This window comes from Pseudomonas sp. LPH60 (genome assembly GCF_030718165.1).
GTDB lineage: Bacteria > Pseudomonadota > Gammaproteobacteria > Pseudomonadales > Pseudomonadaceae > Aquipseudomonas > Aquipseudomonas danubii.
The window spans coordinates 120,282-146,989 of record NZ_JAVAJH010000010.1 but is presented as its reverse complement, the minus strand read 5'-3'; the positions used below and the strand labels follow the sequence as shown (position 1 = coordinate 146,989).

The following is a 26,708-nucleotide window of genomic DNA, read 5'->3' as shown; positions in this document are numbered from 1 at the left end:
GCCCGCCTCTCCACCAGCAAGCGCCGCCTACTTGATGACGATGGGGTTCACCGGTGCCCCGCTGCCGCCGACGATCTTCAACGGCGCAGCGGTGTAGAGGAAGGTCCACTGGCCGTCGGCGGCGCAATCCTCGGCCAGGTCTTCGAGCAGCACGATCTCGGTGAAGGCGATCCCCAGGTTGCGCATCAGCGCGCAGTGCAGCGGGATCTGCACCCCGGACACCGGGTCGGTGATCACTTCGTTGGCGATGGTGTCGGTGACCAGGTTGGGGATCTCCATCTGGTTGAACCAGTCCACCAGTTCGCGGCTGTAGGTCAGCCCGGGCTCCACCAGGTCCTTGAAGAACTCGGTCTTGCCGTACTCGTAGAAGGCGCCCATGGAGCCGGTGCGGATGATCAGGATGTCGCGCTTCTCGATGGCCACGCCCTGGGCCTTGGCGGCGGCCAGCAGATCCAGGTGATTGAAGGTCTCGCCGCGGCCCAGGTACTTCTTGCCGCGGTGCCGGGCCATGTCGATCAGCACTGCGCGGCCCACCACGCCGCGCTCGGCAATCGGCAGCACGCTGGCCTTGGCCATGCCGCCGACGGTGCTGCTGGCGTCGTAGCCGTTCCACAACTGGTTGTCGTACCAGGCGTGGCCCAAGGCGTCGTACTGGGTCGAGCCCTGCAGTTGCATGAAGATCACGTCGTCGCAGTACTCGGCACCGCCGGTCATCGACGGCTGCTTGCCGGCCTGATAGTGGCTGCGGTCCAGGGTGTTGAAGCGCATCGAGGGGTTGCGCGCCGGCCACATCGGGTCGCCGCCGGGGTGGCCGATCTGCACCTGCAGGGTGAAGGTCTTGCCCTGGCGCACCGCGGCGACACCGCGCAGCACCTCGGCCTGTTGCAGGTAGTTGAGGGCGCCAACCTCGTCGTCCGGCCCCCATTTGCCCCAGTTCTTTGGCAGACCTTCAAGCAACTGTTTGGTATTGGGGTGGTGCTTGTCGTTATCGATCCCACACATGTCGAATGCACTCCATAGATTGGGTTGAAGCGGGCGAAAATGCCCGCGGGGCCTTGCCTTGGGAGATCAACCGTCACCCCAGGCGCCCTCTGGAACTGTGCGGCCCTGCGGGCCGTTCGCAGCCTGCGGCAGCGGCTACACCAGTCCGGATTGACACTGGCTGTAGCCGCTGCCGAGCCACGGCGAGGCTGCGAAAAGGCCCGCAGGGTCTTGCCTGGCGATCAACCGTCAAGCCCCGGCGCCCGCTGGAACTGTGCGGCCCTGCGGGCCGTTCGCAGCCTGCGGCAGCGGCTACACCAGCCCAGATTGACACTGGCTGTAGCCGTTGCCGAACCACGGCGAGGCTGCGAAAAGGCCCGCAGGGCCTTGCCTGGCGATCAACCGTCAAGCCCAGGCGCCCTCTGGAACTGTGCGGCCCTGCGGGCCGTTCGCAGCCTGCGGCAGCGGCTACACCAACCCGGATTGACACTGGCTGTAGCCGCTGCCGAGCCACGGCGAGGCTGCGAAAAGGCCCGCAGGGCCTTGCCTGGCGATCAACCGTCAACCCCAGGCGCCCGCTGGAACTGTGCGGCCCTGCGGGCCGTTCGCAGCCTGCGGCAGCGGCTACACAAAGCACGGATTACCCGCGGGCCTGGAGGGTTTTACAGATCATCAGACGCAACGTCCACCATCCACTTCCAGGCAGGTGCCAGTGATGAACGCCGCTTCGTCGGAGGCCAGGTACAGGCAGGCGTTGGCCACGTCCTGGGGGGTGGAGAAGCGCCCCAGGGGAATGGTGGCCATGAATTTCTGGCGGTTTTCCGGGGTGTCCGGCACGCCCATGAACTCACTGAGCAGGGCCGTGGCGCCGACCACCGGGTTGACGCAGTTGACACGGATGTTGTCCGGCCCGAGCTCGGCGGCCATGGTCTTGCTCATCACTACCACCGCGCCCTTGCTGCCGTTGTACCAGACCAGCCCCGGGCGCGGCCGGATCGCCGCGGTGGAGGCAATGTTGATGAACCCCCCGCCGCCCTGGCCGCGAAAATGCGGCACGAAGTGCTTGGCGCTCAGATAGATGCTTTTCACGTTGACCGCAAACACCCGGTCGAACTCGGCCTCGTCGACTTCCAGCATCGGCCGGTTGCGGTGGGTGGTGCCGGCGTTGTTGACCACGATGTCCAGGCCGCCGTAGTGCTCCAGGGTGTTGCGCAGCAAGGCGCCAACGCTGGCGTCCTGGGCCACGTTGACCTCGATGAAGTGGGCCTGGCCGCCGGCGGCGCGGATCTCGTCCACCACCCGCTGGCCGCCCGTGGCGTTCATGTCGGCGACGATGACCCGGGCGCCCTGCTGGGCGAAGGTCTTGGCGATCCCCTCACCAAAGCCGGAACCGGCGCCGGTGACGATGGCAGTCTTGTTGGCTAGACGCATGGAAGTGACTCCTGTTTTTGTTGTTATGGGCCGCCGTCGTGGCGGCCGTCAGTCGTGGCGAATGGCGATGGTCTTCAAGGTGGTGAAACCCAGCAGTGCCTCGAAGCCCTTCTCCCGGCCATACCCACTGGCCTTGACCCCGCCGAAGGGCAGTTCGACACCGCCACCGGCGCCGTAGTTGTTGATGAACACCTGGCCGCAGCGCAGCTTGTGGGCCATGCGCAACTGTCGCGCACCGTCCCGGGTCCAGACCCCGGCCACCAGGCCGAAGGCGCTGTCGTTGGCCAGGCGAATGGCTTCGGCCTCGTCCTCGAAGGGCATCACCGCCAGCACCGGGCCGAACACCTCCTCCCGGGCCAGGCGGCTGTCTGGCGGCACATCGCGAAACAGCACCGCCTCGTGGAAGTAGCCGCCGCTGCCGGCCTCGGCCACCACCTGCCCGCGCGCCGCCACCGGGATGCCGGCGGCCTCGGCTTCGCGGACAAACGCCTGGACCTGGCGCAGCTGCTTCTGATTGATCAGCGGGCCCATGTCCAAGTCCAGCTCCGAGGGCCCGGCGCGCAGTTGGCCAAAGCACTGGGCCAGGCGTTCCAGCAGCGGTTCATAGAGGCTGCGCTGCACCAGCAGGCGGCTGCCGGCGGAACAGGTCTGCCCGCAGTTCTGCACGATGGCGTTGATCAGCACCGGCAGCGCCTGCTCCACATCGGCGTCGGCAAACACGATCTGCGGCGACTTGCCCCCCAGCTCCAGGGTCACCGGGCAATGCCGTTCGGCCGCCGCCTTGGCCACCCGGGCGCCGGTGCCGGTGGAACCGGTAAAGGAGATATGCGCAATGCCGGGATGAGCGCACAACGCCGCGCCGGCTTCGTGGCCATAGCCGCTGACCACGTTGATCGTGCCCGCCGGAAACCCCACCTGGGCCGCCAGTTCCGCCAGCCGCAGCAGCGACAGGCTGGCGTCCTCGGCGGGCTTGACCACACAGGCGTTGCCCGCCGCCAGGGCGGCACCGACACTGCGGCCGAAGATCTGCATCGGGTAGTTCCAGGGAATGATGTGCCCGGTGACGCCATGGGGCTCGCGCACCGTGAGCACGGTGTAGCCGGCCTGGTAGGGCAAGGTGTCGCCGTGCAGCTTGTCGGCGGCCCCGGCGTAGTACTCAAAGTAGCGCGCCAGGGCCGTGGCGTCGGCCCGGGCCACCTTCAGCGCCTTGCCGGTGTCCCGGGCCTCGATCTGCGCCAGCTCTTCGTGGTGCTCCAGCACCACCTGGCCCAGGCGCGCCAGCAGGCGCCCACGCTCCAGGGCGCAAAGGCTGCCCCAGGGCCCGTCGAAGTTGTCACCCAGGGCCCGTTGCGCGGCCTGCACCGCCAGGTCGATGTCCTCGGCGGTGCCGCGGGCGATACGCGCGTAGGCGATGCCGGTGCTGGGGTCGAGTACCGGAATGTCCTCGGCCCAGGACGAGGCTTGCCATTGGTTGTCGATGTAGTGTTCGAGGCTCATTTTCATCAGCTCCTGTTGCCAGCCAGACACTCGGCAATCGCCCGCCCGACTTCCACGGTGCTGGCGTTGCCACCCATTTCCCGGGTGCGCGGGCCTTCGGCGAGCACCGTCTCGATGCTCTGGACAATCGCCGCCGCGGCTCGCTGGTAAAGCTCATCCCCCTGCCCCAGGTGCTCGATCATCAGCGCCGCCGACCAGATCTGACCAATCGGGTTGGCCACCCCCAGCCCGGCGATATCCGGCGCCGAGCCATGCACCGGCTCGAACAGCGAAGGGTACAGACGCTCCGGGTTGAGGTTGGCCGAGGGCGCGATGCCGATGGTGCCGGTGCAGGCCGGGCCCAGGTCGGAGAGGATGTCGCCGAACAGATTGGAAGCCACCACCACATCGAACCAGTCCGGGTGCTGGACGAAATGCGCGCAGAGGATGTCGATGTGGAACTTGCGCGTGTCGACCTCGGGGTAGGCCTTGGCCAGCGCCTCCACCCGCTCGTCCCAGAACGGCATGGTGATGGCGATGCCATTGGACTTGGTGGCCGCCACCAGGTTGCGCCGGGGCCGGCGGCTGGCCAGCTCGAAGGCGTACTTCACCACCCGGTCCACGCCGTGACGGGAGAACACCGACTCCTGCAAGGCAATCTCCCGCGGGGTGCCCTCCCACATGCGCCCGCCGACGCTGGAGTATTCGCCTTCGGTGTTTTCCCGCACCACGATGAAATCAATATCCCCCGGCACCCGCCCGGCCAACGGGCACGGCACCCCGGGCATCAGCCGCACCGGACGGATATTCACGTATTGATCAAACTGGCGGCGGATCTTCAGCAGCGAATCCCAGACTGCAATATGGTCAGGGACGATATCCGGCGCGCCGACGGCGCCGAAGAAGATCGCCTCGTGGTCGCCGATCTGCTCGGCCCAGTCCTCGGGCATCATGCTGCCGTGGGCCTGGTAGTGCTCGCTGCACCAATTGAAATGATCGAACTGAAGATCGATGCCGAAACGCCGGCTGACGGCTTCCAGCACGCGCAGGCCTTCGGGAACCACTTCGCGGCCGATGCCGTCACCGGCGATCACCGCGATGCGATGGGGAGGTTTTACAGCGGGATTGATCCTGGACAAGCCGTCTCTCCTGGTCTGACGTGTTGTTGTTATCGAGGCAGGTCAAGCGTACGGGCGAGCCCATTCTGGGCATGGGGAAGCGCCCAGGGGAATTGCTCATTGTGGAAACCGCCTTCGCAAAATTCGAAGGCTCGCGGCGCCAGGCAGCCAGGGGGCCGCGACTAGGGCGGCGGCGCCGCGCTGCGATCGCAGTCAGCCAGGTAGTCGAACAGCTCGCGGCTGGCCAGGGACGGTTGCTCCCGGCGTCGGCAGAGGAACATCTGACGATCGGCCCAGGCATCGTCGATTTCGATAAAACGCAAGGCCATCTCCTTGCGAAAGATCTGCACCGCGCCCTGGGGCAGCACCCCCACGCCCTGCCCGGCGGCGATCAGCCGGCACACCGCCTCGAAGCTGCGCACCTGCACCCGCAGGCGCAAGGGCATGCTCACCGCAGCCGCAGCCTCGGTGATCAACGGGGTGATGGCGGCGTTGTCTTCCAGGCCGACGAAGTCGTAGCCCAGCAAGTCCTGGAAGCGCGCATGGCTCATCTTGAACGGATGAGCCTGGGGCACGATCAGGCACAGACGGTCACGGCAATAGGGCTTGAAGTACAGGTCCCGGGCCTGGGGCAAGGTAGTGACGATGCCCACATCCGCGATGCCGTCGCGCACCGCCAGAAGAATCTCGCGACTGCGCTCTTCGCGGATGTCCACGCGAATCCCCGGGTGCAGCTCGCTCCACTGGGTCAATTGCCGGGGCAGTTCCTGGCTCATCGCCGAGCTGTTGGCGTACAGGCTGACCCGGCCGGTGGCGCCCTTGGCAAAGTCGGCCAGGTCAGCGTGCATCACATCCACCGCCCGCAGGAGGCTGCGGGCATGTTCGGCCAGCGCCTGCCCCGCCGCCGTGGGCTGCACCCCGGTGGAGGTGCGGGTCAGCAGCGCCACCTTGAAGTGTTGCTCCAGCAGCGACAGACGCCGGCTGGCGGCCGACAGCGACAGGTGCGACTGCTCGGCGGCCCGGGACAGGTTGCCCAGGGTCAGGGCCTTGAGAAACAGCTCGATGGAAGTCAGGTCCGGAGACATGGCGGAGTCCTTGTGCGCAGTGTGTGAAAACTACGCAGTTGGCGCCGCCCTGTCCAACGCTGCTGCGACGCTTCAAGCCCCTCCCAGAGCGCCCCGCCAGCAGGCCCGCATATTGTCCGACAATCATCGTAAAAGCCCCGTACACACGGGCCGAAACATGCACTAATGGCAAACTGGCATTTCGCCAAAACTGGACAATACTGGTCGCGACGGACCTCCCTGTCCGCCTCCCAGCGAAAAGGACTTCAGCATGAAACCTCAAGAACTCGAACTCGATGTCGCGGTGGTCGGTGGGGGTGTGTCCGGCACCTACAGCGCCTGGCGCCTGCAGCATGAACAAGGTGAAAAACTGCGTATCGGCCTGTTCGAATACGGCGACCGGATCGGCGGCCGGCTGTTCAGCATCAACCTGCCGGGGCTGCCCAACGTGGTCGCGGAAGTCGGCGGCATGCGCTATATCCCCGGCCCCACCGGCCATGTGCTGGTGGACAGCCTGGTCAAGCAATTGCGCTTGCCAAGCCAGAAATTCCCCATGGGCGCGCCGCCCCCGGTGGGCTCGCTGAACAACCTGTTCTACCTGCGGGGCAAGCGCTTTCGTTATCGCGACTTCAAGGAAGCGCCACACAAGATCCCCTACGACCTGGCCTGGTCCGAGCGCGGCTTCGGCCCCGAGGACCTGCAAGTCAAGGTGATGAACTACGTCTACCCGGGCTTCGACCAGCTCAGCCTGTGCCAGCAGATGCAGGTCAAGGTGTTCGGCAAGGAAATCTGGCGCTACGGCTTCTGGGACCTGCTGTACCGGGTCATGAGCAATGAGGGCTACCAGTTCATGAAGGACGCCGGCGGCTACGACGCCAACGTCGCCAACGCCAGCGCGGTCACCCAGTTGCCCGCCACCGAATACAGCGACGACACCGAGTTCCTCACCCTGACCAAGGGTTTCCAGAGCCTGCCCCTGACCCTGGAGGCCAAGTTCCGCAAGCTGCCGGGAATCTTGCCCGGTGCGCAACGGGTGCAGATGAACCAGCGCCTGGTGCAGATCAGCTACGCCAAGGACCGCGACTTCCCCTATCGCCTGCATTTCCAGAGCACCGTCACCGAACAGGGCAGCACCCGGGACATCGACGGCAGCCAGGTGGTCAAGGCGAAGCAGATCATCCTGGCCATGCCCCGTCGTGCCCTGGAGCTGATCGATGCGCCGCTGTTCGACGATCCCTGGCTCAAGGAGAACCTCGGCTCGGTGCTGATGCAGTCGGCGTTCAAGCTGTTTCTGGCCTACGAACAGCCCTGGTGGCGCAGCCTCGGGCTGGTGGCCGGGCGCTCGGTCACCGACCTGCCGGTGCGCCAGGTCTACTACATGGGTACCGAGTGCGAACAGCCCGGCGGCCAGCCGAATCTCAACTCGCTGTTGATGGCCTCCTACAACGACATCGGCACCGTGCCCTTCTGGAAAGGCCTCGAAGGCGGTGCGCCCTTTGTCGGCCATGTACCGGCCAGCCTCGCCGGGCAGTTGCAAGCCGCAGCAGTGGTGCCCAAAAGCGAGTTTCAGGTCAGCGACGAAATGGTCCGGGTGGCGCAGATGCAAGTCACTCAACTGCATGACCAGGTGGAGCTGCCACGCCCGTACTCGGCGGTCTACCATGCCTGGGATGCCGATCCCTATGGCGGCGGCTGGCACGAATGGAAGGCCAACTACCGGATCGACCAGATCCTGTGCCGCATGCGCAAGCCGGTGGCCGACCAGCAGATCCATATCGTCGGCGAGGCCTACTCCATGGGCCAGGGCTGGGTGGAAGGCGCGCTGACCGTGGCCGAGTCGACCCTGCAGGATTTCTTTGGCCTCAAGCGCCCCAACTGGCTGCCCAAGGACTATGCCCTGCTGCCAGTGCCGACCCCGGACGGCTGCACCCTGCCCGGCGACCAGCCGCTGCCCTGCCAGAACTGCGCCAAGACCCTGGACGGCGTCACCCAGTTCGCCTACGAGGGGATCGCCCATGGCCAGCAATGACCCCTTCAGCGTCGCCGACTACCTGCTGACCCGCCTGCAGCAACTGGGCCTGACCAAGGTGTTCCAGGTGCCGGGGGACTACGTCTCGCACTTCATGTCGGCCTTGGACGACTTCGACGGCATCGACGCGGTGGGCGAAGTCAACGAGATGGCCGCCGCCTACGCGGCCGACGGCTATGCCCGTTACACCGGGATCGGCGCGGTATCGCTGCAATACAGCGTCGGCACCTTCAGTGCCCTGAATGCCATTGCCGGCGCCTATGTCGAACGCAATCCGCTGGTGCTGATCAGCGCCAGCCCGTCGGCGCAGAACCGCGACCTGATCTGGTCCCAGGACGTGCTGTTCCACCACTCCACCGGGGATCTGGACGTGGGCCGCAAGGTCTTCGAGCCGGTGACCGTGGCCAGCCTGATTCTTGACGACAGCCTGCGCGCCCCGGCGCTGATCGACGAGGCGCTGGTCAAGGCCATCAGCGAGCGCCGGCCGATCTACCTGGAAGCCTGGCAGAACGTCTGGGGCGAACCTTGCCCACGCCCTCAGGGCGAACTGCAACCGCTGCCCGCCCGCTGCGACGAGGACTCGATCCGCGCCGCCATCGAGGCCAGCCTGCTGCGCCTGGGCAGCGCCCGCTCGCCGCTGATCATGCTCGGCATCGAGGTGGCCCGCTACGGCCTGCAGGAGCAGGTAATGCGCCTGATCGAGGCCAGCGGCCTGCCCTTCACCACCAGCCTGGAAGCCAAGACCGTGGTCGACGAAAGTCACCCGCAGTTCATCGGCACCTACGCCGGCACCGCTTCGCGCCTGTGGACCCAGGCCTTCATGCAGGACGTGGACTGCATCCTCGCCCTGGGGGTGATCTTCACCGACGACTACCTGCAACTGCTGAACCAGGACTTCAGCCGGATCATCCTGGTCAACAGCCAACTGGCCCGCACCGGCCTGCAGTACTACCCCCACGTACCGCTGCCGGAGTACGTGCAACGGCTGCTGGGGGCCCTGGGCCTGGACAGCGACTACCCCCTGCGCAACCCCGCTCCGGAACCCGCGCGCCCGCCGCAACTGCAACAGGGCGCACCCGACGATGCACTGGGTTATGACCTGTTCCTGGAGATCCTCGACGGTTTTGCCCGGCAACAGAACCTGTGGCCGGGCAGCAGCCTGATCCTCGGTGAAAGCTCGGCCCTGTATGCCGCCAGCAACATCAACGGCCTGCCTCGGGACAGCTTTGTCGCCGATGCCATCTGGGGTTCCCTGGGCCACGAAACCGGCTGCGCCCTGGGGGTGGCCATGGGCAGCGGTCGGCGACCGATCGTGGTGGCCGGCGATGGCGGCTTCATGATGATCTGCCAGTCGCTGTCGACCCTGGCACGCAACCGGATCAACGCCCTGGTGTTCGTCATGAGCAACGAGGTCTACGCCATCGAACAGGCTTTCGTCGATATCGACGCCTTCGAACCCGGCGGCCAGTTCGCCCCGTTCGACACCCTGCCGACCTGGGACTACCTGGCCCTGGCCAAGGGGTTTGGCGCCGAGGGTTTCAAGGTCTCGACCCGGGCCGGGCTGGAACAGTTGCTGCCGCAACTGCTGCAGATCAAGGACCGCCCGGCGCTGATCCAGGTGGTGATTCCCCGGCAGGACCTGGCACCGCAGATCAAGCGCCTGGCCAAGCCGGACGGCCCGTCGTTCGTCGCCCGTCACAGCCACGACAACGACAACGACTGAACCCTCGCGCTGCAGGAGCCGGCTTGCCCGCCCACACCTCGGTAAGCCGGCCCCAACCCAGCGATTCCTGCAAGGAGCAACACAGCATGGACGTCCCCTTCCTGCGCTCGACCCTGGCCGCCGGCCTGCTGCTGGCCAGCGCCAGCGCCCTGGCCCACACCATGAACCACGGCAGCGATGAACACAGTGGCGGCTTCACCCCGGTGCCGCCGGACACGCCCTACCTGCAAGTGCTGCACAAGTGCGTCAGCCCCCAGGACACCGAGGGCGACCAACTGCTCTCGGGCCTGGGTGGCACCCGTTACCCCCTGGTCAGCCTCAAGCAGCCGGAGCAGGTCCAGGCCTTCTACAGCCAGGGCATGGCCCTGCAATACGGCTTCAATTTCTCGGCAGCGATCCGCGCCTTCTACCAGGCCAGCCGCATCGACGAAGGCTCGGCCATGCCCTATTGGGGCATCGCGCTGTCGGCCAACTCCAACATCAACAGTGTCGCCACCACCGGTTGCAACCAGTTGGCCTACCGCTCGGTTCAGATCGCCCTGGAGCACGCCAGCGCCCGGCTCAAGGACAGCGCCGCACAAGCCGCCTTCAGCCAGCGTCAGCTGCAGCGCGAGGTGGACTACGCCAAGGCGCTGCTGAGCCTGTATAGCGAAAAGGACGGCCAGGTCAGCCTCGGCGATGAGGGCAACAAGCGCTACGCCGACGCCATGAAAAAACTGTCGGAAGACTACTTTGACGACCTCGATGCCGCGACCCTGTACGCCGACGCCCTGCTCAGCCGCGACCCGTGGAAATGGTGGAACGGCACCGAGGCCGTATCCAATCAGGTCAAGCCGACTGACGCCGCCTACGAGGCCCTGCAAGTGCTCAACCGGGTGCTGGTCCAGGACCAGCAGCACACCGGGGCCAATCACTTCTACATCCACGCCATCGAGGAATCACCCTTCCCCGACAGCGGCCTGCCCATGGCCAATCGCTTCCGCGACCAGAACCCGGCCATCGGCCATCTGGTGCACATGGCCTCGCACATCTACCAGCGCACCGGCAACAACAACCTGGCCAGCGTGGCCAACTACACCGCCGTCTCGGTGGACCGCGCCTACACCCATCAGGTCCAGCCGCAAAGCCCCTATGCCTTGCACTACCTGGGGCACAACATCCACTTCCTGACCTGGACCCTGTCCATAGAAGGCCGGCAGAACGAATCCATGAACATGGCCGAGGAACTGGTGGAGAACACCACCCGCTACGCGGCCGTGCCCTTCCTTTGCCAGCAGTACCCCGAAGAGCTCAAGACCAAGAGCGACTACTTCTACGCGGTGCCCTACTACTTCGCCGTGCGCTTCGAGGACTGGGACGCCCTGGCACGGATCGAGCCGAAGATCGACGCCGGCCTGGCCACCCTCAACCAGACCTGCCGCGAGGCCAACCAGGGAACGGACAAGCCCTGGCAGGACTTGACCAAGCCCTACACCCAGCTGATGAAGGCCTATGCCCTGGCGTACCGGCAACTGAGCGCCCAGAACCTCAACCAGGACCAGGCCCGCGATGCCCTCAAGGGTTTCTGGCAGGCGGTCGCCGCCTCGCCCCAGCCCCTGACCGGCAAGGACGCCCTGCAATATGGCAACAATTCCGCGCTGCAGCTGCTGCGCATCGCCAACCTGACCCTGCTCGACCGCGCCCTGACCCGTGCCGCCGGCCCACTGGACCTGGCAGCCCTCAAAAACCTGGGCAACCAGGTATTCAACAACGCCAAAGAGGGCCTCAACGCTGACCTGCAGGCCCTGACCGGCGATGCCGGCCAGCAGCAGATTACCGCCTGGCGCAAGGCTGTGGAGGTGCAAGACGCCCTGGCCTACAACGAGCCGCCGGACTGGTACTACACCCTGCGCGAGTCCCTGGGGTATGCCTTGCTGGCGCAGAAACGCTATGCCGAGGCGGAACAGGTGTTTCGTGAGGATCTGGCGGGCAACCGCCTCAGCGGCCGCTCCCTCAACGGCCTGAAGCTGAGCCTGGAAAACCAGCCCGGCAAACAGGTCCCGGCGTTGCTTGAGGAGCAACTGCAAACCGCCTGGCGCAATGCCACGGTAAGCCCGGCGCCGCGGTTGTAGGCCTGAGGCAAAGGCTACCAGGGGGCGGGATCGCAACTGCGGGCGATCCTGCCCCTGGGCAACCTCAGACAACGACTAGGACAAACCCCGCGGATGACGAGGCCAGGGCCAGTACCAGCGCAAGCCCCGAGGCCGCAACAGGCGTTCGTAGAGCATCCACAGCATGCCCAGCAGCATCAGCGCCACATGCCCCTGTTCCAGCAGCACCGGCAACAGCATCAGCGGCCAGCAGGAACCTACGCACCAAGCCCCGGCGGACAGGCCAAAACCCAGGCAGTCCCTCAGATAGCCCAGGCCAAAGGCACAGATCCGCGGCTGCCGGTGGCACTGGTTCAGGCAATGTTGCTTGAACGGCGAGGCCTGCCAGACCAGGCACAACAGCAACACGGCGAAAAAACCCTGCCACGCACTCAGGCCGAACCACACCCGGACCGCCACCACCAGCCCCATCAGCACCACGCCTGCCAGGCTCCAGACCGCGCCGAAGCCCAGCACGAACAGGGCAACGCCCTGCCAACGCTTGCGCCGCAAGCTACGGTGCCAGACATAGAGCAAGGGCTGCACCAACAGCAGTGGCAGCATGGCAAGCAGCATCAGCCACCAGCCCTGCAACAATCGCTGCGGTGGATTGAACAGCAACGCCTGCTCGATGCCCCGCCAGCCCAAGGCATAACCCGACAACGGCAGGCTGCCGCAGAACGCCGGAATCGACAGCATCGCCGTCGACCCCAGCAACCACCCCCACCCCACCAGGCTGATCAGCAGCAACCAGGGCCGCGGGTTCTGGCCCAAGGGTCGCAGGCCACGTAGCACGCCCCTCAACCGCCCAGCCGGGTAAGGCTGACCCGCGCGACCGTGATCTGGTCCTCGGCAGGCACCGCCGCCCTGGACACCAGACGGATATTCAACTGATCCGCCGAGGTGATACCCCCCAGGTGCAGGGCATCGATGATATCGGTGATCTCGAACACCTCGGTGATGCCGTGCCCGCCGTGCTCGTGGTCGGTACGACTGGCATCGCTCACGCCGAACAACGACAAGACCCCGGCCCGCAGCTCCGGATGCTGAGCCGGATCGGCATCGGCCGGCAGGTTGACATAAACCTCCAGCAACACCGCATCACTGTTGCCGCGAATATTCTCCAGGTTGAGAAATACCCGGTCCGGCGGCGTGAAGCTAGCCGCGAACAGGTTCGACTTCAGGCTGCTGAACACCTGTTGCGCGCCCTGCTTGTCCAGTTGCACTGAGGTCTGCACCGAGTGCCCGACGATTTCCAGCGGCGCACGATTGGCCCCTATCACTTCTGTTTCCGGTTCCTTGGCCATCAATGCTCCGCTGGCGCTGAAGTTCTGCAATTGATCGGTTGCCAGACCCAGGCGCTGCAAGCGCTGGTGCAGACGGTTGCCCTGGCTCTTGGCGGGAGCCGTGGTGTCGTATCGATAGTTGAGCCTGGGCGCCAGGGTATCGAGCACCTCCGCCACCTTGAATTTCCATGGTTCGCCATCGACCTGGGGCACGATAAAGGGCCGGCTCAGTTTGTCGGGGCCGTTGTACCAGTTGGACTTGTCGGGGTTGCTGTGCTCCTCGGGGCTGTCCAGCCAGACCTGCCACAAGCGGTCGATATTGGCATGGTGCAGCCAGAAGATCGGGTCCAGCGCGGCGGTATTGGGATAGCTCATCAGGCCACGAACCGTATACCGAGAACCGTCGGGAGCGGTTCGCACCTGATCGCGGCCACCGACTTCGGTATGCACGACGTTGTGCGGGCACGACTCCAGGCCGCCTGTGACACCGCTTCTAAGCAGGGTTTTCGGGGTACCGCCAAAGCCGGGCGGGCTGCCTTCGCTGCCGCCCTCGTACCTCGGGTCGTCCAGACAGCCGAGACCGATCAGGCTGCCATCGAGCACGACGTTGCCGTCTCCCAAAAGGCCAAAGCGCTTTTCAACATACAGCGGGTTGGGCCCCTCATTGTTTGGCAGGGTCTTGGCGGCAAAGCACGCGGGCAGCTGCAGGGACTGCTGCCCCTCGTTGTAATTCCAGTAAGGCAGCGCCCAATCCTTGGGACCACCCAGCTGGACGACCACATCGCGGACGATCTGTTCGAAGGACGCCAGGTAACCGCGGTGCCAGGGCAGGAAGAACCAGTTGCCATGCTGGCACTGGTCCCAGTACAGCAGCTGTTCCGCTTCGTTGGGCAGTGCCTCACCGGCCTTGAGGTAGCCGTCCATCCGCCACCACGACTCGGAGAATCCGTGAATCGCCGCGAGGAATCGCCAACTGGTGCGATCGGTGATCGGACGCTGGAGCAGGACGCCAACCGCCCTGGCATACCACAACAGGGTCGGGTCCCAATCGCCGCTCAATTTCCCTACATCACGCCGTATATAAACCATGATTTATCTCCCTGAAAAGGCTCCGTTGCGGAGGGAGCGCTCGCTCCGCTGGCAACGCTAGATCAGGTGATATCAATCTGCCTGCCCGGCCCCGGTAAAAGCGGACCGATGGCAGGCCGTTCGGCGGCTCGGTTCAGCGCCCGGAAAAACGCAGGCGCGACAGCTGGCGCAGGTCGCCTTCCAGGTAATAGTCATCGCTCCAGCGGTCGTCCACCGCCAGGGGCCGGACCTGCTTGAGGGCCAACTGCCTGGCGAAGTAGCGAAACCGGTAATGCTCATAGAAGCGCAGCAGTTCCAGGCCGTAGCGATCCGCCAGATCGGTGTCGCCACGGATGATCAGGTAGTTCTCGTCATTGCTCTGGCTGGCGCCGACGCTGAGGTTGTGGCTGCCGCTGATGATCACCGGAGCCTCGCTGGTGAAGTCGGTCACCAGCGCCTTGGTGTGCACCAGCAGGTTGCCCCTCTGGCCCTTCAGACCCTCCTTGAGCCAGCCTTCCAGGCCCTTGTTGAGCAAGGCGGTGGCGGCAAACTCGGCGGTGCGATCGGCGTGGAAGCCGGTGATGCGACTAGCCGTGTTTTGCAGGCCATAACGCAGCACATCGTCGTGGGGCTGGCCGAGCAAGGCGTCGAGAATCCTGTCGGGCAAGGCGAAGGCGGTGACGAACAGCAGGTCGCGGCGGGCGCCGTTGATGATGTCGACGAACTCACTGAGATCGCCCTGCCCCCTGCGCGGAGAAAAACCGGCGAACAGCGGTGCATCCGGCTGCATGGGATTGTCCTGGGTCAACCATTTGCGCGTGGCGCCCACGTCCGTCGGCGCCTGCCAGATCTGCTCGAACACCTGTAGATAGCGCCCGGCAATGTCCGGGTGATCGAGGCTGTGCAGCACATTGGCCTGGCGGTAGACCCCGTTGGCGGTGAAGTTGGTGCTGCCACAGAGCACCGCTTCGGGCTGACGCTGGCCGGCGGCGTCGAGGCGGCTGAGGACGATGAACTTGTCATGGAAGATCCCGTGGGTCACCCGCCCGCGTTTGCTGTGCTCGGGCAGGTGCTGCAGGCTGGCCTGGTTCTGCGTGGTGTCGTCGTCCCCGGGGCCGGCGTGGTACAGCACCCGCACGTGCACGCCACGGTCGAAGGCGGCGTTGACCGCGTCAACGACGGCCTGCAACTGGTACTCGTAGATGGCGACGTCCAGGCTCCAGCTGGCATCCGTGGCGCGCTGGATAAACCCCAGAAGCGCCTCCAGCAGACCGTTTTCCAGCCATTGCCGCGGGGCGTCGGGCCAGGATTCGATGGGCAGTTTCTTGTTGTTGCTGAGCAACGCATCCAGTTGCGGAAACTTGCGCGAGAAGGCCTGGCTGGCGGCCACGGCACGGTTGAAGATCACCTGCTGCCCCGGCGGCTGGCCGTTGTCGGCGGTGATGCTCAGTTCCAGGGCCTCCCCCAGTTGCGGCGCATCGGGGCTGCCGTAGGCCAGATGCACCCGATAGTTGAGGGTGGTGCCGGGGCGGACCGCGTAGTCGGCCCAGCGAAACTTCTGCAGCGGCGCCTGATCGCTGGGGGTGGCGTTGTATTGGGGGAAGGTATGGGTCTTGCCGGGGAAGGTCAGGCTATTGAACAGAAACAGCCAGGGCTTGCTGCCGACCTGCTTCTCGATGGCGAAGCCCAGCAGCCCCTTGCGCCGTGACGCATCCAGATCCATGGCCAGCAACACCCCATTGGTCCCGGCATAGGCCTTGACCCGGAAATCGTCCTTATCGTTACGCACCAGTACCCGCATCGCTTCACTCCTGTGTTGGCGCAGGCAGTGTAGCCGCTGCCAAGCCTCGGCGAGGCTGCGTAAAGGTCCGCAGGACCTTGCCTGGCGATCGACTGACGAGTCTCTAGCGCTCTCAGGTTTTTTGCGGCCCTGCGGGCCGTTCGCAGCCTGCGGCAGCGGCTACACCAGCCCGGATTGACACTGGCTGTAGCCGCTGCCGAGCCACGGCGAGGCTGCGAAAAGGCCCGCAGGGCCTTGCCTGGCGATCAACCGTCAAGCCCCGGCGCCCTCTGGAACTGTGCGGCCCTGCGGGCCGTTCGCAGCCTGCGGCAGCGGCTACAGGTCGATGTGTTGGTAGGTGGCGTTGAGGCGTGTGGCCAGTTCGCGGGCGCGGCCCAGGCGGATCGGGCCGCGTTCGATGTCGAGCAATAAGGTCGGGCAGTTCAGGGGCTGCAACAGCGGCAGGGTTTTCAAGCGGCCATCGGTGATCAGCAGTACGCGCTGCTGTTCCGCCGGCAGGCGCCGCTGGCGCTGTTCCAGCCACTGGGCCGCTTCGCTCAGGGCTTGTGGCAAGGGCGTGCCGCCAGCAGCACCGAGGCCGTCGAGCCAGTGCCGCAGGTCCTGGGAGGCTTTCAGGCCCTGGACCTGCCAGCTCGGTGCGCGGCCACTGGCGGTAAGCAGGGCCAGGCGCGCGCGCTGGCGGTAGGCGTCGTCGAACAGTTGTGCCAGCAGGCCCTTGGCGTCGCTCAGGGCGCTGTGGCGGCGGGTCGAGGCCGAGGCGTCGACGATCACCAGCCACAGTTCATGGGGCGCGCGGCTGCGCAGGCGAAACAGCAGGTCTTGGCGCAAGCGCGGCCGGCCCTTGAGCAAGGTGCCGGGCCAGTTGATGGAACCGGCGCGGGCCTCGCGGCCTTTGCCTTGCCGGCCATGATCCAGGTGCCCCGCCCGGGGCTTGGCATCCGCCCCCCGATCAGTGCGGGGACGAATGCCTAGGGCTTTTTTGGCCAGCTGGGCACGTCACGCCGGGCGCCGGTGGGCAACGCCTGGGCCGGCATTTCGCCCCATTGGCCCTGGCCTTCACTGGGGTTGGCATTGGCTGACGCCGGCGGCTGGGGGCTGGGCTCCGATTGCGGCGCACTGGGCGCAGTCTCTCGGCGGCGGTGGCGCAAGGCAAACTCGGCGACCGCGTCGATGTCTTGCTCGGCGATGGCACTGGCACCGCGCCAGGCGGCGTGGGCCCGGGCGGCTCGCAACCACACCAGGTCGGCGCGCAGGCCGTCGACGCCTGCAGCGAAGCAACGCTCGGTGATCAGCTCCAGGGACAGGTCATCGAGGGCGATGGCCGGCAGCAGCGCTCGGGCCTGCTGGCAACGCTCACGCAACGCCGTTTGCGCCTCGGCCCATTGGCCGCAGAAGCCCTGGGGATCGCTGTCGAAATCCAGGCGCCGGCGGATGATCTGCCCGCGCTCCTGCGGCGCGGGCTGGCCGCTCAAGGCGACGTTGAGGCCGAAGCGGTCCAGCAGTTGCGGACGCAGTTCGCCCTCTTCCGGGTTCATGGTGCCAATCAGTACGAACTTCGCCGAATGGCGATGGGAAATACCGTCGCGCTCGATCAGGTTGGTGCCGCTGGCGGCCACGTCCAGCAGCAGGTCCACCAGGTGATCAGGCAGCAGGTTGACTTCATCGACATAGAGCACACCACCGTCGGCCTTGGCCAGAACCCCCGGAGAGAACTGCGCCCGGCCTTCGCCCAGGGCGGCGTCCAAATCCAGGGTGCCCACCAGGCGCTCTTCGGTGGCGCCCAGGGGCAAGGTGACGAACTGGCCGCTGGCCAAGAGATCGGCCAGGCCCCGCGCCAGGGTCGACTTGGCCATGCCCCGCGGGCCTTCGATCAGCACACCGCCGATCTTCGGGTCGATGGCGGTCAGGCACAGGGCCAGTTTCAGGCGTTCGGCGCCGACCACGGCGGACAGCGGGAAATGGGGGGTGTCGCTCATGTCGGGGTCTCGCTCAAGGGTTGTGCAAACATCAGGGGGTGGCCACTGCTACAGGTTGCGATCGGCACCACAGAGCCGTCGCGAGGAGGTTCGGGGTGGTAGCACGTGACGTCGACGTCGTCGGCGTTCGCAGCCTGCGGCAGCGGCTACAGGCTCAGCTGTCTTCTTCAATATCCAGTAACAGGTGCTCCAGGGCTTCACGATAATCGCCGGGGTCTTGCCACAGGCCGCGCTGCTGGGCTTCCAGCAGGCGCTCGGTCATGTCGCGCAGGGCGTGGGGATTATGCTGGCGGACGAACTCGCGGGTCGAGTCGTCCAGCAGGTAGGCGTCTGCCAGCAAGGCGTACTGGTGATCGTCGATCAGCTCGGTGGTGGCGTCGAAGGCGAACAGGTTGTCCAGGGTCGCGGCCATTTCAAAGGCGCCCTTGTAGCCATGGCGCTTGACCCCTTCGATCCACTTCGGATTGGCCGCCCGGGAGCGGATCACCCGGTTCAGTTCTTCCTTGAGGGTGCGGATCTTCGGCAGGTCCGGCTGGCTGTGGTCGCCGTGGTAGCTGGCGGCCTTGGCCCCGCTGAGGCTTTCCACCGCCGCCAGCATGCCGCCCTGGAACTGGTAATAGTCGTTGGAATCCAGCAGGTCGTGCTCGCGGTTGTCCTGGTTCTGCAGCACCGCCTGCACCTGGCTCAGGCGGGTGGCGAACTGCTCGCGGGCGGCGGTGCCTTCATCCTGGCCGCCATAGGCATAGCCGCCCCAGTTCAGGTAGACCTCGGCCAGGTCCTCGCGGCTCTGCCACAGGCGACCGTCGATGGCGCCCTGGACCCCGGCGCCATAGGCTCCGGGCTTGGCGCCGAAGATCCGCCAGCCAGCCTGACGCGCGGCCGCGTCCTGCTCCAGGCCGGAGGCGATCAAGGCCTCGCGCTCGGCGCGGACCCTGGCCGCCAGCGGGTTCATGTCCTCAGGCTCGTCGAGGGCCGCCACCGCCTGTACCGCTGCGTCGAACAGGCGGATCAGGTTGGCGAAGGCATCGCGGAAGAACCCGGACACCCGCAGGGTCACGTCGACCCGCGGCCGGTCCAGCAGGCTCAGGGGCAGGATCTCGAAATCGTCCACCCGCTGGCTGCCGGTGGCCCACACCGGGCGCACGCCCATCAGAGCCATGGCCTGGGCGATGTCGTCGCCGCCGGTGCGCATGGTGGCGGTGCCCCACACCGACAGGCCCAGGTGCAGCAGGTGATCGCCGTGGTCCTGCAGGTGGCGTTCGAGAATCAGGTTCGCCGACTGGAAACCGATGCGCCAGGCGGTGGTGGTGGGCAGGTTGCGCACGTCCACCGAATAGAAGTTGCGCCCGGTGGGCAGCACGTCCAGACGCCCGCGGCTGGGCGCGCCGCTGGGTCCGGCGGGGACGAAACGGCCGTTCAAGGCGTCCAGCAGGCCACGCATTTCCGCCGGGCCGCATGCATCCAGGCGCGGCGCGACCACTTCGCGCAAGGCGTCGATGATGACCCGCACCGGCTCCCAGCCCGGCTCAGCCAACTGCGCCACCGGGCCCTGGAGCGCGGCTTCGATCAATGCTGCGGCGTACAGTTCCAGGCGTTCGCGCACATCGCCCGCCGTGCGCCACAAGGCATCGCTGAGCTGTCGCAACGGCTGCGGGCGGCGCCCGGTCCAGGGTTCGGCCAGGGCGCAGTCCAGCGGATCGAAGCCCAGGTCGAAGGCCTTGGCCAAGGCCCGCAGCAGACTGGCATGGGCGCCCTTGCCATCGCCCCGGGGAATGCGCAGCAGGGCCAGCAGGGTGTCGATGCGCAGTCGGCCGTCGGGGGATTCGCCGAACACGTGAAGGCCATCGCGGATCTGCGATTCCTTGAGGTCGCACAGGTAAGTGTCCAGGCGCGGCAGCCAGATCGCCGCGTCGGCGTCGCTGTCCAGCTGTTCGCCCAGTTGCAACTCGCGGTCGATGTGGGTCTCGCGCACCAGTTGCAGGATGTCCCGTTGCAGCTCGCGGGCGCGACGTGGGTCCAGCAGTTGGGCTTCGTAGTACTCGTCCGCCAGCAGTTCCAGGTTACGCAGCGGGCCGTAGGTTTCGGCACGGGTCAGGGGCGGCATCAGGTGGTCGATGATCACCGCCTGGGTGCGGCGCTTGGCCTGGGCGCCCTCCCCCGGGTCGTTGACGATGAACGGGTAGATGTTCGGCAGCGGCCCCAGCAGCGCGTCCGGCCAGCAGTTCTCCGACAGGCCGACACCCTTGCCCGGCAGCCATTCCAGGTTGCCGTGCTTGCCGACGTGGATCAGCGCATGGGCGCCGTAGGTCTGGCGCAGCCAGAAGTAGAACGCCAGGTAGCCATGGGGCGGCACCAGGTCCGGGTCGTGGTAGACCGCGCTGGGGTCCACCTGATAACCCCGGGCCGGCTGGATGCCGACGAAGGTCAGGCCAAAACGCAGGCCGGCGATCATCATCCGCCCGTTGCGGAACATCGGGTCTTGCTGCGGTGCGCCCCAGCGCTGCAGCACCGCCTCGCGGTTGGCGGCGGGCAGGGCCTGGAACATCAGCGCGTAGTCGTCCAGGGCCAGGCTTTGCTGACACGGGCGCTGGTCGAGGCTGTCCAGGTCGTTGCTGACCCCGCCGAGCAACTGGCGGATCAGCTCGCTGCCGCTGGCGGGCAACTCGGCCGGCAGCGGGTAGCCTTCGGCGTGCAGGGCCTTGAGGATGTTCAGCGCCGCCGCCGGAGTGTCCAGGCCGACGCCGTTGCCGATGCGCCCGTCGCGGGTCGGGTAGTTGGCCAGCACCAGGGCGATGCGCTTGTGGCCGTTGTCCAGGCGCCCCAGTTCGACCCAGCGCCGGGCCAGCTCGGCGACAAAGTCCATGCGCTCGGGCTGGCCGCGGTAGCACACCACGTCCGACTGGCTGCGCTCGCTGCGCCAGGCCAGGTCCTTGAAGCTGATGGGCCGGCTGATGATGCGCCCGTCCAGTTCCGGCAAGGCGATGTGCATGGCCAGGTCCCGCGGGCCCAGGCCCTGCTCGCTGTCGCGCCAGCCTGGTTCGTTGTCCTGGGCGCAGATGGCCTGGATCACCGGGATATTGCGGCGGAACGGCCGCAGGTGCGGCGCCTCGGGGCTGGACTGGGCAAAGCCGGTGGTGTTGAGGATCACCCCGGCCGCGGTTTCATCCAGCCAGTCTTCCACCTGGCTCAGGCAGCCGGGCTCCTTGAGGCTGGCCACCGCGATCGGCAAGGGGTTGAGGCCCGCCGCCAGCAAACGCTGGCAGAACAGGTCGATAAAGCCGGTGTTGGCTGCCTGCAGGTGGGAGCGGTAGAACAGCAGCGCCGCCACCGCTTGACCAGGCTGCCAATCGGCCTGCCAGTCGCTGAGGGCGGCCTGGCTCTTGTGCGGGTGGTAGATCGCCGTGCGTGGCAGGGTCTGCGGTTCGCTCCAGGGGTAGTCGCGCCCCAGCAGCCCGCTGGCCAGGCAGCGGTAGAAATTCAGCGCGTTGTCCCGCCCGCCCTGGCGCAGGAACTGCCACAGGCGGTCGCGCTCGACGGGGCCCACGGTGCTCAGGTCGCTGAGCTCCGGGTCCGGGCGGTCGTCCCCCGGCACCAGGATCAGTTGCACCCCGCGCTGGGACAGCTCCACCAGCCGCTCGACGCCGTAGCGCCAGTAGCCGATGCCGCCGTGCAGGGAAATCAGGATCACCTTGGCGTGGCGCAGCACCTGGTCCACATACAGATCCACCGAAGCGTGGTTCTGCACCTGCATCGGGTTGGCCAGGCGAAAGCTGGGGTAATCCTCGGGCAACTGCTCGGCGGCATCCGCCAGCAGCGCCAGGCTGGAGTCGCCGCTGCACAGAATCACCAGCTCGGCGGGGGTTTGTCCAAGGTCGGCAATGTTGTCATCCGACACGAAACCGCCGGGCTGGGTCCTGAGCAGGTGCATGGCTTACACGCTGAGGGCGGCGCGCAGTTGCGCTTCGAGTTGGGCGGCGTCCAGTTCCTGGCCGATCAGTACCAGGCGCGTGGTGCGGGCTTCGTCAGCGCCCCACTTACGGTCGAAGTGCTTGTCGAAGCGCGTGCCCACGCCCTGGATCAGCAAACGCATCGGCTTGTTGGGGATCGCGGCAAAGCCCTTGACCCGCAGGATGCCGTGCTTGACCACCAGCTGGGTCAGGGCGTCCAGCAGCAGGCTTTCGTCGGCCTGGGGCAGTTCGATGGAGATGGAATCGAAGGCGTCGTGATCGTGGTCGTCGTGGTCGTCATCGCCGTCGTGGTGGTGATCGTGGTGACTGTGGCGGCCGTCGATATGCTCCTCGGAACCGGCGCCCAGGCCCAGCAGCACGTCCAGGGGCAGGCGGCCGCTGCTGGCTTCGATGACTTTCACCGCCGGCGGCAGTTCTTCGGCCACTTCCAGGCGCACCTTGGCCAGGTCTGCGGGGTCGATCAGGTCGGTCTTGTTGAGGATCACCAGGTCAGCGCTGGACAGTTGGTCGGCGAACAGCTCGTGCAGCGGCGATTCGTGGTCCAGGTTGGGGTCGAGCTTGCGCTGGGCGTCCACTTGCTCGGGGAACGCGGCGAAGGTGCCGGCGGCCACGGCCGGGCTGTCGACCACGGTGATCACCGCGTCGACGGTGCAGGCGCTGCGGATTTCCGGCCACTGGAAGGCCTGGACCAGGGGCTTGGGCAGGGCCAGGCCGGAGGTTTCGATGAGGATGTGGTCCAGGTCGCCACGGCGCGCCACCAGTTCGCGCATCACTGGGAAGAACTCTTCCTGCACGGTGCAGCACAGGCAGCCGTTGGCCAGCTCGTAGACCCGGCCGCTGGCCTCTTCCTCGGTGCAGCCGATGGAGCATTGCTTGAGGATCTCGCCATCGATGCCCAGCTCGCCGAACTCGTTGACGATCACCGCGATGCGCCGGCCCTGGGCGTTGTCCAGCATGTGCCGCAGCAAGGTGGTCTTACCCGAGCCAAGGAAGCCGGTGACGATGGTGACGGGAAGTTTGGCCAGTGTTTTCATCGGATGCCCCTTGGCAAAGGTGGCGGGCATACGGGACGAGAGCCGCAGCGCAGAGGCGCGCGGAGATTTCGCCACCGGATCACCCCGCCCGGTTGTAGTGAGAATCTGGGATCGAGGCAGGTCTCCTGGCTGGGGGCTTGCCAGTCATTGGACTGGCGGTTTCCGCGCCTTCCCGCAGGCGTTACGAACGCCAATGCAGTGGCCTTGCAGAAATGAAACCCTTCACAGTTGCGGGGGCAGCCGCGGCATCGACCGCGTTCCCTTCTTAGCTTCGACCGCTGGCCGAAGAACCTCGAAGGCGCAAGGCTACGCAGAGCGCGGGGGACGGTCAATCGGCAATACACCGGCATCCGCAATTGACGACGTTACCCCGCCCATGATTTGCTACGCGCCTTGTTACGGGTGCCCTTCACAGGGTGAAACGGGAAACCGGTGAATCACGTGCTTTACTAAAAAGTCGTGACCAGTCCGGTGCTGCCCCCGCAACGGTAAGCGAGCGAAGTGTCAGATCCACTGTGCCAAGGCATGGGAAGGCGACACTTTTCGGCACGGTACGACATGAGTCGCCCCCTGCCCCTCGCGAGCCCGGAGACCGGCCCGCAACACACACATAACAAACCCGCGGTGGGCGGGCGCTGTTGCAAACCCTGCGTGCTCCTCACGCGGGGTTTTCCTGCGCTCCTCCCCCGCCGACACTCCAAAGGGAAGCGCCATGTCGATCATCAGCAGCACCAGCCATTCCGCCAGCAGCACCTCCACCCTGAGCCAGCGCCTGGTGGCCGCCATCGGCGCTTCGCTGCTGGGCGCCTGCCTAGTGTACTTCGCCGGTTTCTCCCATATCGAAGCGGTGCACAACGCCGCCCACGACACTCGTCACAGCGCTGCTTTCCCTTGCCACTGAGACCTGCCGACATGATCAAGCGTATTGCACAAACCGCAGGCTTCAGCGGGTTGCTGGCGGCCTTGCTGCTGACCCTGCTGCAGAGCTTCTGGGTGGCCCCGCTGATTCTGCAGGCGGAAACCTATGAACAGGCCCCGGCGGCCGAAGTCCACGAACACGCCGAAGGCGCCATGGCCGGTCACAGCCATGATGCCGAGGCCTGGGAACCGGAAGACGGCTGGCAGCGCACCCTGTCCACCACCGGCGGCAATCTGGTGGTGGCGGTCGGCTTCGCCCTGATGCTGGCCGGGCTCTATACCCTGCGGGCGCCCAGCCGCACTTCCCAGGGCCTGCTCTGGGGCCTGGCCGGTTATGCGACCTTCTGCCTGGCGCCGACCCTGGGCCTGCCGCCGGAGTTGCCGGGCACCGCTGCCGCCGATCTGGTGCAGCGCCAGGTCTGGTGGATCGGCGCTGCCGCTTCCACCGCCGTGGGCCTTGCCCTGATCGTGTTCGCAGGCAACTGGCTGCTGAAACTGCTGGGCGCCGCCATCATCGCCGTGCCTCACGTGATCGGCGCACCACAACCGGAAGTGCATTCGATGCTGGCCCCGGAAGAACTGGAAGCGCAGTTCAAGATCGCCTCGCAGTTGACCAATGCGGCGTTCTGGCTGGCCCTCGGGCTGATCAGCGCCTGGCTGTTCCGGCGCAAGAACACGGACCTGTACCCGGCATGATCGAAAGGCGCGCGGCGCCAGCCCTGGTGGTCGGCCTGGGCTGCCAGAAAGGCTGCCCGGTGACCACGCTGCGCGCCCTGCTTGAGCAGGTGCTGCAAGCCCACGGCCTGGAGAGCGGGCAATTGCTGGCCCTGGCCAGTATCGACTTGAAGCGTAACGAACCCGGCCTGCTGCAACTGGCGGATCAACTGGCCCTGCCACTGACCTGCTTCAGCAGCAGTCAACTGGCGCCTTATGCCCCGCGCCTGAGCCATCGTTCACAGATCGCCTTTGAACACAGCGGCTGCTATGGCGTTGCCGAAAGCGCCGCCCTGGCCATGGCCGAACAGCTGTCCGGTGGCCCGGCCGAACTGCTGGTTCCCAGGCAAAAATGCGCCCAGGCCACCCTGGCATTGGCCACTGCCCGGTAGAATCGCCGACAATTCCCTTCTTCGAACATGAGCGTTCTTCATCTGCCGCTCTGCTCCCGCCTTTTTTTGCACAGGACACAGCCATGACTGTCTATTTCATCGGTGCCGGTCCCGGCGATCCGGAACTGATCACGGTCAAGGGCCAGCGCCTGATCCATCGCTGCCCGGTGATCATCTACGCCGGCTCGCTGGTGCCCGAGGCCGTCCTCGAAGGCCACAGCGCGATACGAGTGATCAACAGCGCCGAGCTGCATCTGGAACAGATCATCGAGGCGATCAAGCACGCGCACGACCAGGGCCAGGATGTAGCCCGGGTACATTCCGGCGATCCGAGCCTGTATGGCGCCATTGGCGAGCAGATCCGCTGCCTGCGGGAGCTGGGTATTCCCTTCGAGATCATCCCTGGCGTCACCGCCACCGCCGCCTGTGCCGCCCTGCTGGGAGCCGAATTGACCCTGCCGGATGTGTCCCAAAGCGTGATCCTGACCCGCTATGCGGACAAGACCGCCATGCCGGCCGGTGAAGAATTCGCCAGCCTCGCGGCCCACGGCGCCACCATGGCGATTCACCTGGGGGTCAACCACCTGGAGAAGATAGTCACCGAGCTGCTGCCGCACTACGGCGCCGACTGCCCGATTGCCGTGGTACACCGAGCCACCTGGCCGGACCAGGACTGGGTCCTGGGCACCCTGGCGGACATTGCCGAGAAGGTTGCGGCCAAGGGCTTCCGGCGCACGGCGCTGATCCTGGTCGGCCGGGTGCTGGCCACGGACGCGTTCAGCGAATCATCGCTGTACCGCGCCGGGCACGCGCACCTCTATCGCCCCTGACCCTCTTTGCAGGAACTGGCTCGCCAGCGAAGGCAATCTCGGCATTGGCGCAAGGCTCTAGGGCCCTTTCGCCGGCAAGCCGGCTCCTACGGAGGCTTATTTCGGGAGGCGTTGGTTTGCGGGCATAAAAAAACGGCGCTCACGGGGCGCCGTTTTTTTGTTCGCAGCGAACGCCTTAGTAGTAGGCGTTTTCTTTCTGCGTGTGGTCGGTGACATCACGTACGCCCTTGAGCTCGGGGATGCGCTCGAGCAGGGTGCGCTCGATGCCTTCCTTCAAGGTCACGTCGGCCTGGCCGCAACCCTGGCAACCGCCACCGAATTGCAGCACGGCGATGCCGTCGTCAACGACGTCGATCAGGCTGACCTGACCGCCGTGGCTGGCCAGCCCCGGGTTGATCTCGGTTTGCAGGTAGTAGTTGATGCGTTCGTTGACCGGACTGTCGGCATTGACCATCGGCACCTTGGCGTTGGGCGCCTTGATGGTCAGCTGGCCGCCCATGCGGTCGGTGGCGTAGTCGACCACCGCGTCATCGAGAAAGCCTTCGCTGAAGGCGTCGATGTAGGCGGTGAAGCTCTTCAGGCCAAGGGCCTTGTCTTCGGGTTTCTCTTCGCCCGGCTTGCAATAGGCGATGCAGGTCTCGGCGTACTGAGTTCCTGGCTGGGTAATGAAGATGCGGATGCCAATCCCCGGGGTGTTCTGCTTGGATAGCAGATCAGCCAGATAATCGTGGGCGGCGTCGGTAATGGTTATGGCGCTCATGGTGGTTCCT

At 66.1% G+C, this 26,708-nt stretch carries 20 protein-coding genes and 2 riboswitches; of the genes, 7 read left to right on the top strand and 13 right to left on the bottom strand.

Annotated features, from left to right (window positions below; translation table 11 throughout):
- Nucleotides 1-27: 27 nt before the first annotated feature.
- The 5 genes from Q8O96_RS28680 to Q8O96_RS28660 all read right to left on the bottom strand — a co-directional run bounded on the left by Q8O96_RS28680 (nt 28) and on the right by Q8O96_RS28660 (nt 6,091).
- On the bottom strand, nt 28-1,002 hold the full coding sequence (locus tag Q8O96_RS28680) for a cyclase family protein (RefSeq protein ID WP_115580380.1): 975 nt from the start codon (nt 1,000-1,002) through the stop codon (nt 28-30).
- A 651-nt stretch (nt 1,003-1,653) separates the two neighbouring features.
- The gene (locus Q8O96_RS28675; RefSeq protein ID WP_305949890.1) at nt 1,654-2,412 is read right to left on the bottom strand and encodes an SDR family oxidoreductase; all 759 of its coding nucleotides are present in this window, start codon (nt 2,410-2,412) and stop codon (nt 1,654-1,656) included.
- A gap of 48 nt (nt 2,413-2,460) precedes the next feature.
- The gene (locus tag Q8O96_RS28670; RefSeq protein WP_305949889.1) at nt 2,461-3,909 is read right to left on the bottom strand and encodes an aldehyde dehydrogenase family protein; all 1,449 of its coding nucleotides are present in this window, start codon (nt 3,907-3,909) and stop codon (nt 2,461-2,463) included.
- Between the two features lie 5 nt (nt 3,910-3,914).
- Entirely contained in the window at nt 3,915-5,027 is a 1,113-nt protein-coding gene (locus Q8O96_RS28665; protein ID WP_305949888.1) for a tartrate dehydrogenase, read from the bottom strand.
- A 161-nt stretch (nt 5,028-5,188) separates the two neighbouring features.
- On the bottom strand, nt 5,189-6,091 hold the full coding sequence (locus Q8O96_RS28660; protein WP_305949887.1) for a LysR family transcriptional regulator: 903 nt from the start codon (nt 6,089-6,091) through the stop codon (nt 5,189-5,191).
- Nucleotides 6,092-6,341: 250 nt separating this feature from the next.
- Between Q8O96_RS28660 and Q8O96_RS28655 the strand changes: the two genes are divergently transcribed.
- The 3 genes from Q8O96_RS28655 to Q8O96_RS28645 all read left to right on the top strand — a co-directional run bounded on the left by Q8O96_RS28655 (nt 6,342) and on the right by Q8O96_RS28645 (nt 11,933).
- Nucleotides 6,342-8,099 carry an FAD-dependent oxidoreductase gene (locus Q8O96_RS28655; protein ID WP_102864893.1) on the top strand — a complete coding sequence of 586 codons (1,758 nt, stop codon included), beginning with the start codon at nt 6,342-6,344 and terminating at the stop codon, nt 8,097-8,099.
- A complete protein-coding gene (locus tag Q8O96_RS28650; protein ID WP_305949886.1) occupies nt 8,086-9,822 on the top strand; it encodes a thiamine pyrophosphate-binding protein in 1,737 nt (578 codons plus the stop codon). The genes Q8O96_RS28655 and Q8O96_RS28650 overlap by 14 nt, the downstream gene beginning before the upstream one ends.
- Nucleotides 9,823-9,908: 86 nt before the next feature.
- Entirely contained in the window at nt 9,909-11,933 is a 2,025-nt protein-coding gene (locus Q8O96_RS28645; protein ID WP_305949885.1) for a hypothetical protein, read from the top strand.
- A 75-nt stretch (nt 11,934-12,008) separates the two neighbouring features.
- On the opposite strand, the gene Q8O96_RS28640 is transcribed toward Q8O96_RS28645, so the two are convergent.
- The 7 genes from Q8O96_RS28640 to cobW form a co-directional block, all read right to left on the bottom strand.
- On the bottom strand, nt 12,009-12,746 hold the full coding sequence (locus tag Q8O96_RS28640; protein ID WP_305949884.1) for a DUF2182 domain-containing protein: 738 nt from the start codon (nt 12,744-12,746) through the stop codon (nt 12,009-12,011).
- A 5-nt stretch (nt 12,747-12,751) separates the two neighbouring features.
- On the bottom strand, nt 12,752-14,326 hold the full coding sequence (locus Q8O96_RS28635) for a tyrosinase family protein (RefSeq protein ID WP_305949883.1): 1,575 nt from the start codon (nt 14,324-14,326) through the stop codon (nt 12,752-12,754).
- A 133-nt stretch (nt 14,327-14,459) separates the two neighbouring features.
- Entirely contained in the window at nt 14,460-16,106 is a 1,647-nt protein-coding gene (locus Q8O96_RS28630) for a phospholipase D-like domain-containing protein (RefSeq protein ID WP_102864888.1), read from the bottom strand.
- Nucleotides 16,107-16,421: 315 nt separating this feature from the next.
- Entirely contained in the window at nt 16,422-17,021 is a 600-nt protein-coding gene (locus Q8O96_RS28625) for a VWA domain-containing protein (RefSeq protein WP_102864887.1), read from the bottom strand.
- Nucleotides 17,022-17,074: 53 nt separating this feature from the next.
- Nucleotides 17,075-18,082 carry an ATP-binding protein gene (locus Q8O96_RS28620; protein ID WP_305949882.1) on the bottom strand — a complete coding sequence of 336 codons (1,008 nt, stop codon included), beginning with the start codon at nt 18,080-18,082 and terminating at the stop codon, nt 17,075-17,077.
- Between the two features lie 154 nt (nt 18,083-18,236).
- Nucleotides 18,237-22,010 carry a cobaltochelatase subunit CobN gene (gene cobN / locus Q8O96_RS28615; protein WP_305949881.1) on the bottom strand — a complete coding sequence of 1,258 codons (3,774 nt, stop codon included), beginning with the start codon at nt 22,008-22,010 and terminating at the stop codon, nt 18,237-18,239.
- 3 nt (nt 22,011-22,013) lie between these two features.
- Nucleotides 22,014-23,084, bottom strand: coding sequence for a cobalamin biosynthesis protein CobW (gene cobW, locus Q8O96_RS28610; RefSeq protein ID WP_102864884.1), 1,071 nt, complete (start codon nt 23,082-23,084; stop codon nt 22,014-22,016).
- A gap of 97 nt (nt 23,085-23,181) precedes the next feature.
- A riboswitch (cobalamin riboswitch) is annotated at nt 23,182-23,394 on the bottom strand.
- A 73-nt stretch (nt 23,395-23,467) separates the two neighbouring features.
- A riboswitch (cobalamin riboswitch) is annotated at nt 23,468-23,700 on the top strand.
- Between the two features lie 96 nt (nt 23,701-23,796).
- Here cobW and Q8O96_RS28605 point away from each other — a divergent pair.
- The 4 genes from Q8O96_RS28605 (at nt 23,797) to cobM (ending at nt 25,938) form a co-directional block, all read left to right on the top strand.
- Nucleotides 23,797-23,985, top strand: coding sequence for a CbtB-domain containing protein (locus tag Q8O96_RS28605; RefSeq protein WP_060839964.1), 189 nt, complete (start codon nt 23,797-23,799; stop codon nt 23,983-23,985).
- Between the two features lie 11 nt (nt 23,986-23,996).
- Nucleotides 23,997-24,698 (top strand): CbtA family protein, encoded by a 702-nt coding sequence (locus tag Q8O96_RS28600; RefSeq protein WP_115580390.1) that lies wholly within the window; start codon nt 23,997-23,999, stop codon nt 24,696-24,698.
- Nucleotides 24,695-25,108, top strand: coding sequence for a cobalamin biosynthesis protein (locus Q8O96_RS28595; protein ID WP_207166135.1), 414 nt, complete (start codon nt 24,695-24,697; stop codon nt 25,106-25,108). Before Q8O96_RS28600 ends, Q8O96_RS28595 begins: the two co-directional genes overlap by 4 nt.
- Nucleotides 25,109-25,191: 83 nt before the next feature.
- On the top strand, nt 25,192-25,938 hold the full coding sequence (gene cobM, locus Q8O96_RS28590) for a precorrin-4 C(11)-methyltransferase (RefSeq protein WP_250330155.1): 747 nt from the start codon (nt 25,192-25,194) through the stop codon (nt 25,936-25,938).
- A gap of 175 nt (nt 25,939-26,113) precedes the next feature.
- On the opposite strand, the gene nfuA is transcribed toward cobM, so the two are convergent.
- Complete coding sequence (gene nfuA / locus Q8O96_RS28585) at nt 26,114-26,698, bottom strand: Fe-S biogenesis protein NfuA (protein WP_102864880.1); 585 nt, start codon at nt 26,696-26,698, stop codon at nt 26,114-26,116.
- Nucleotides 26,699-26,708 lie beyond the last annotated feature (10 nt).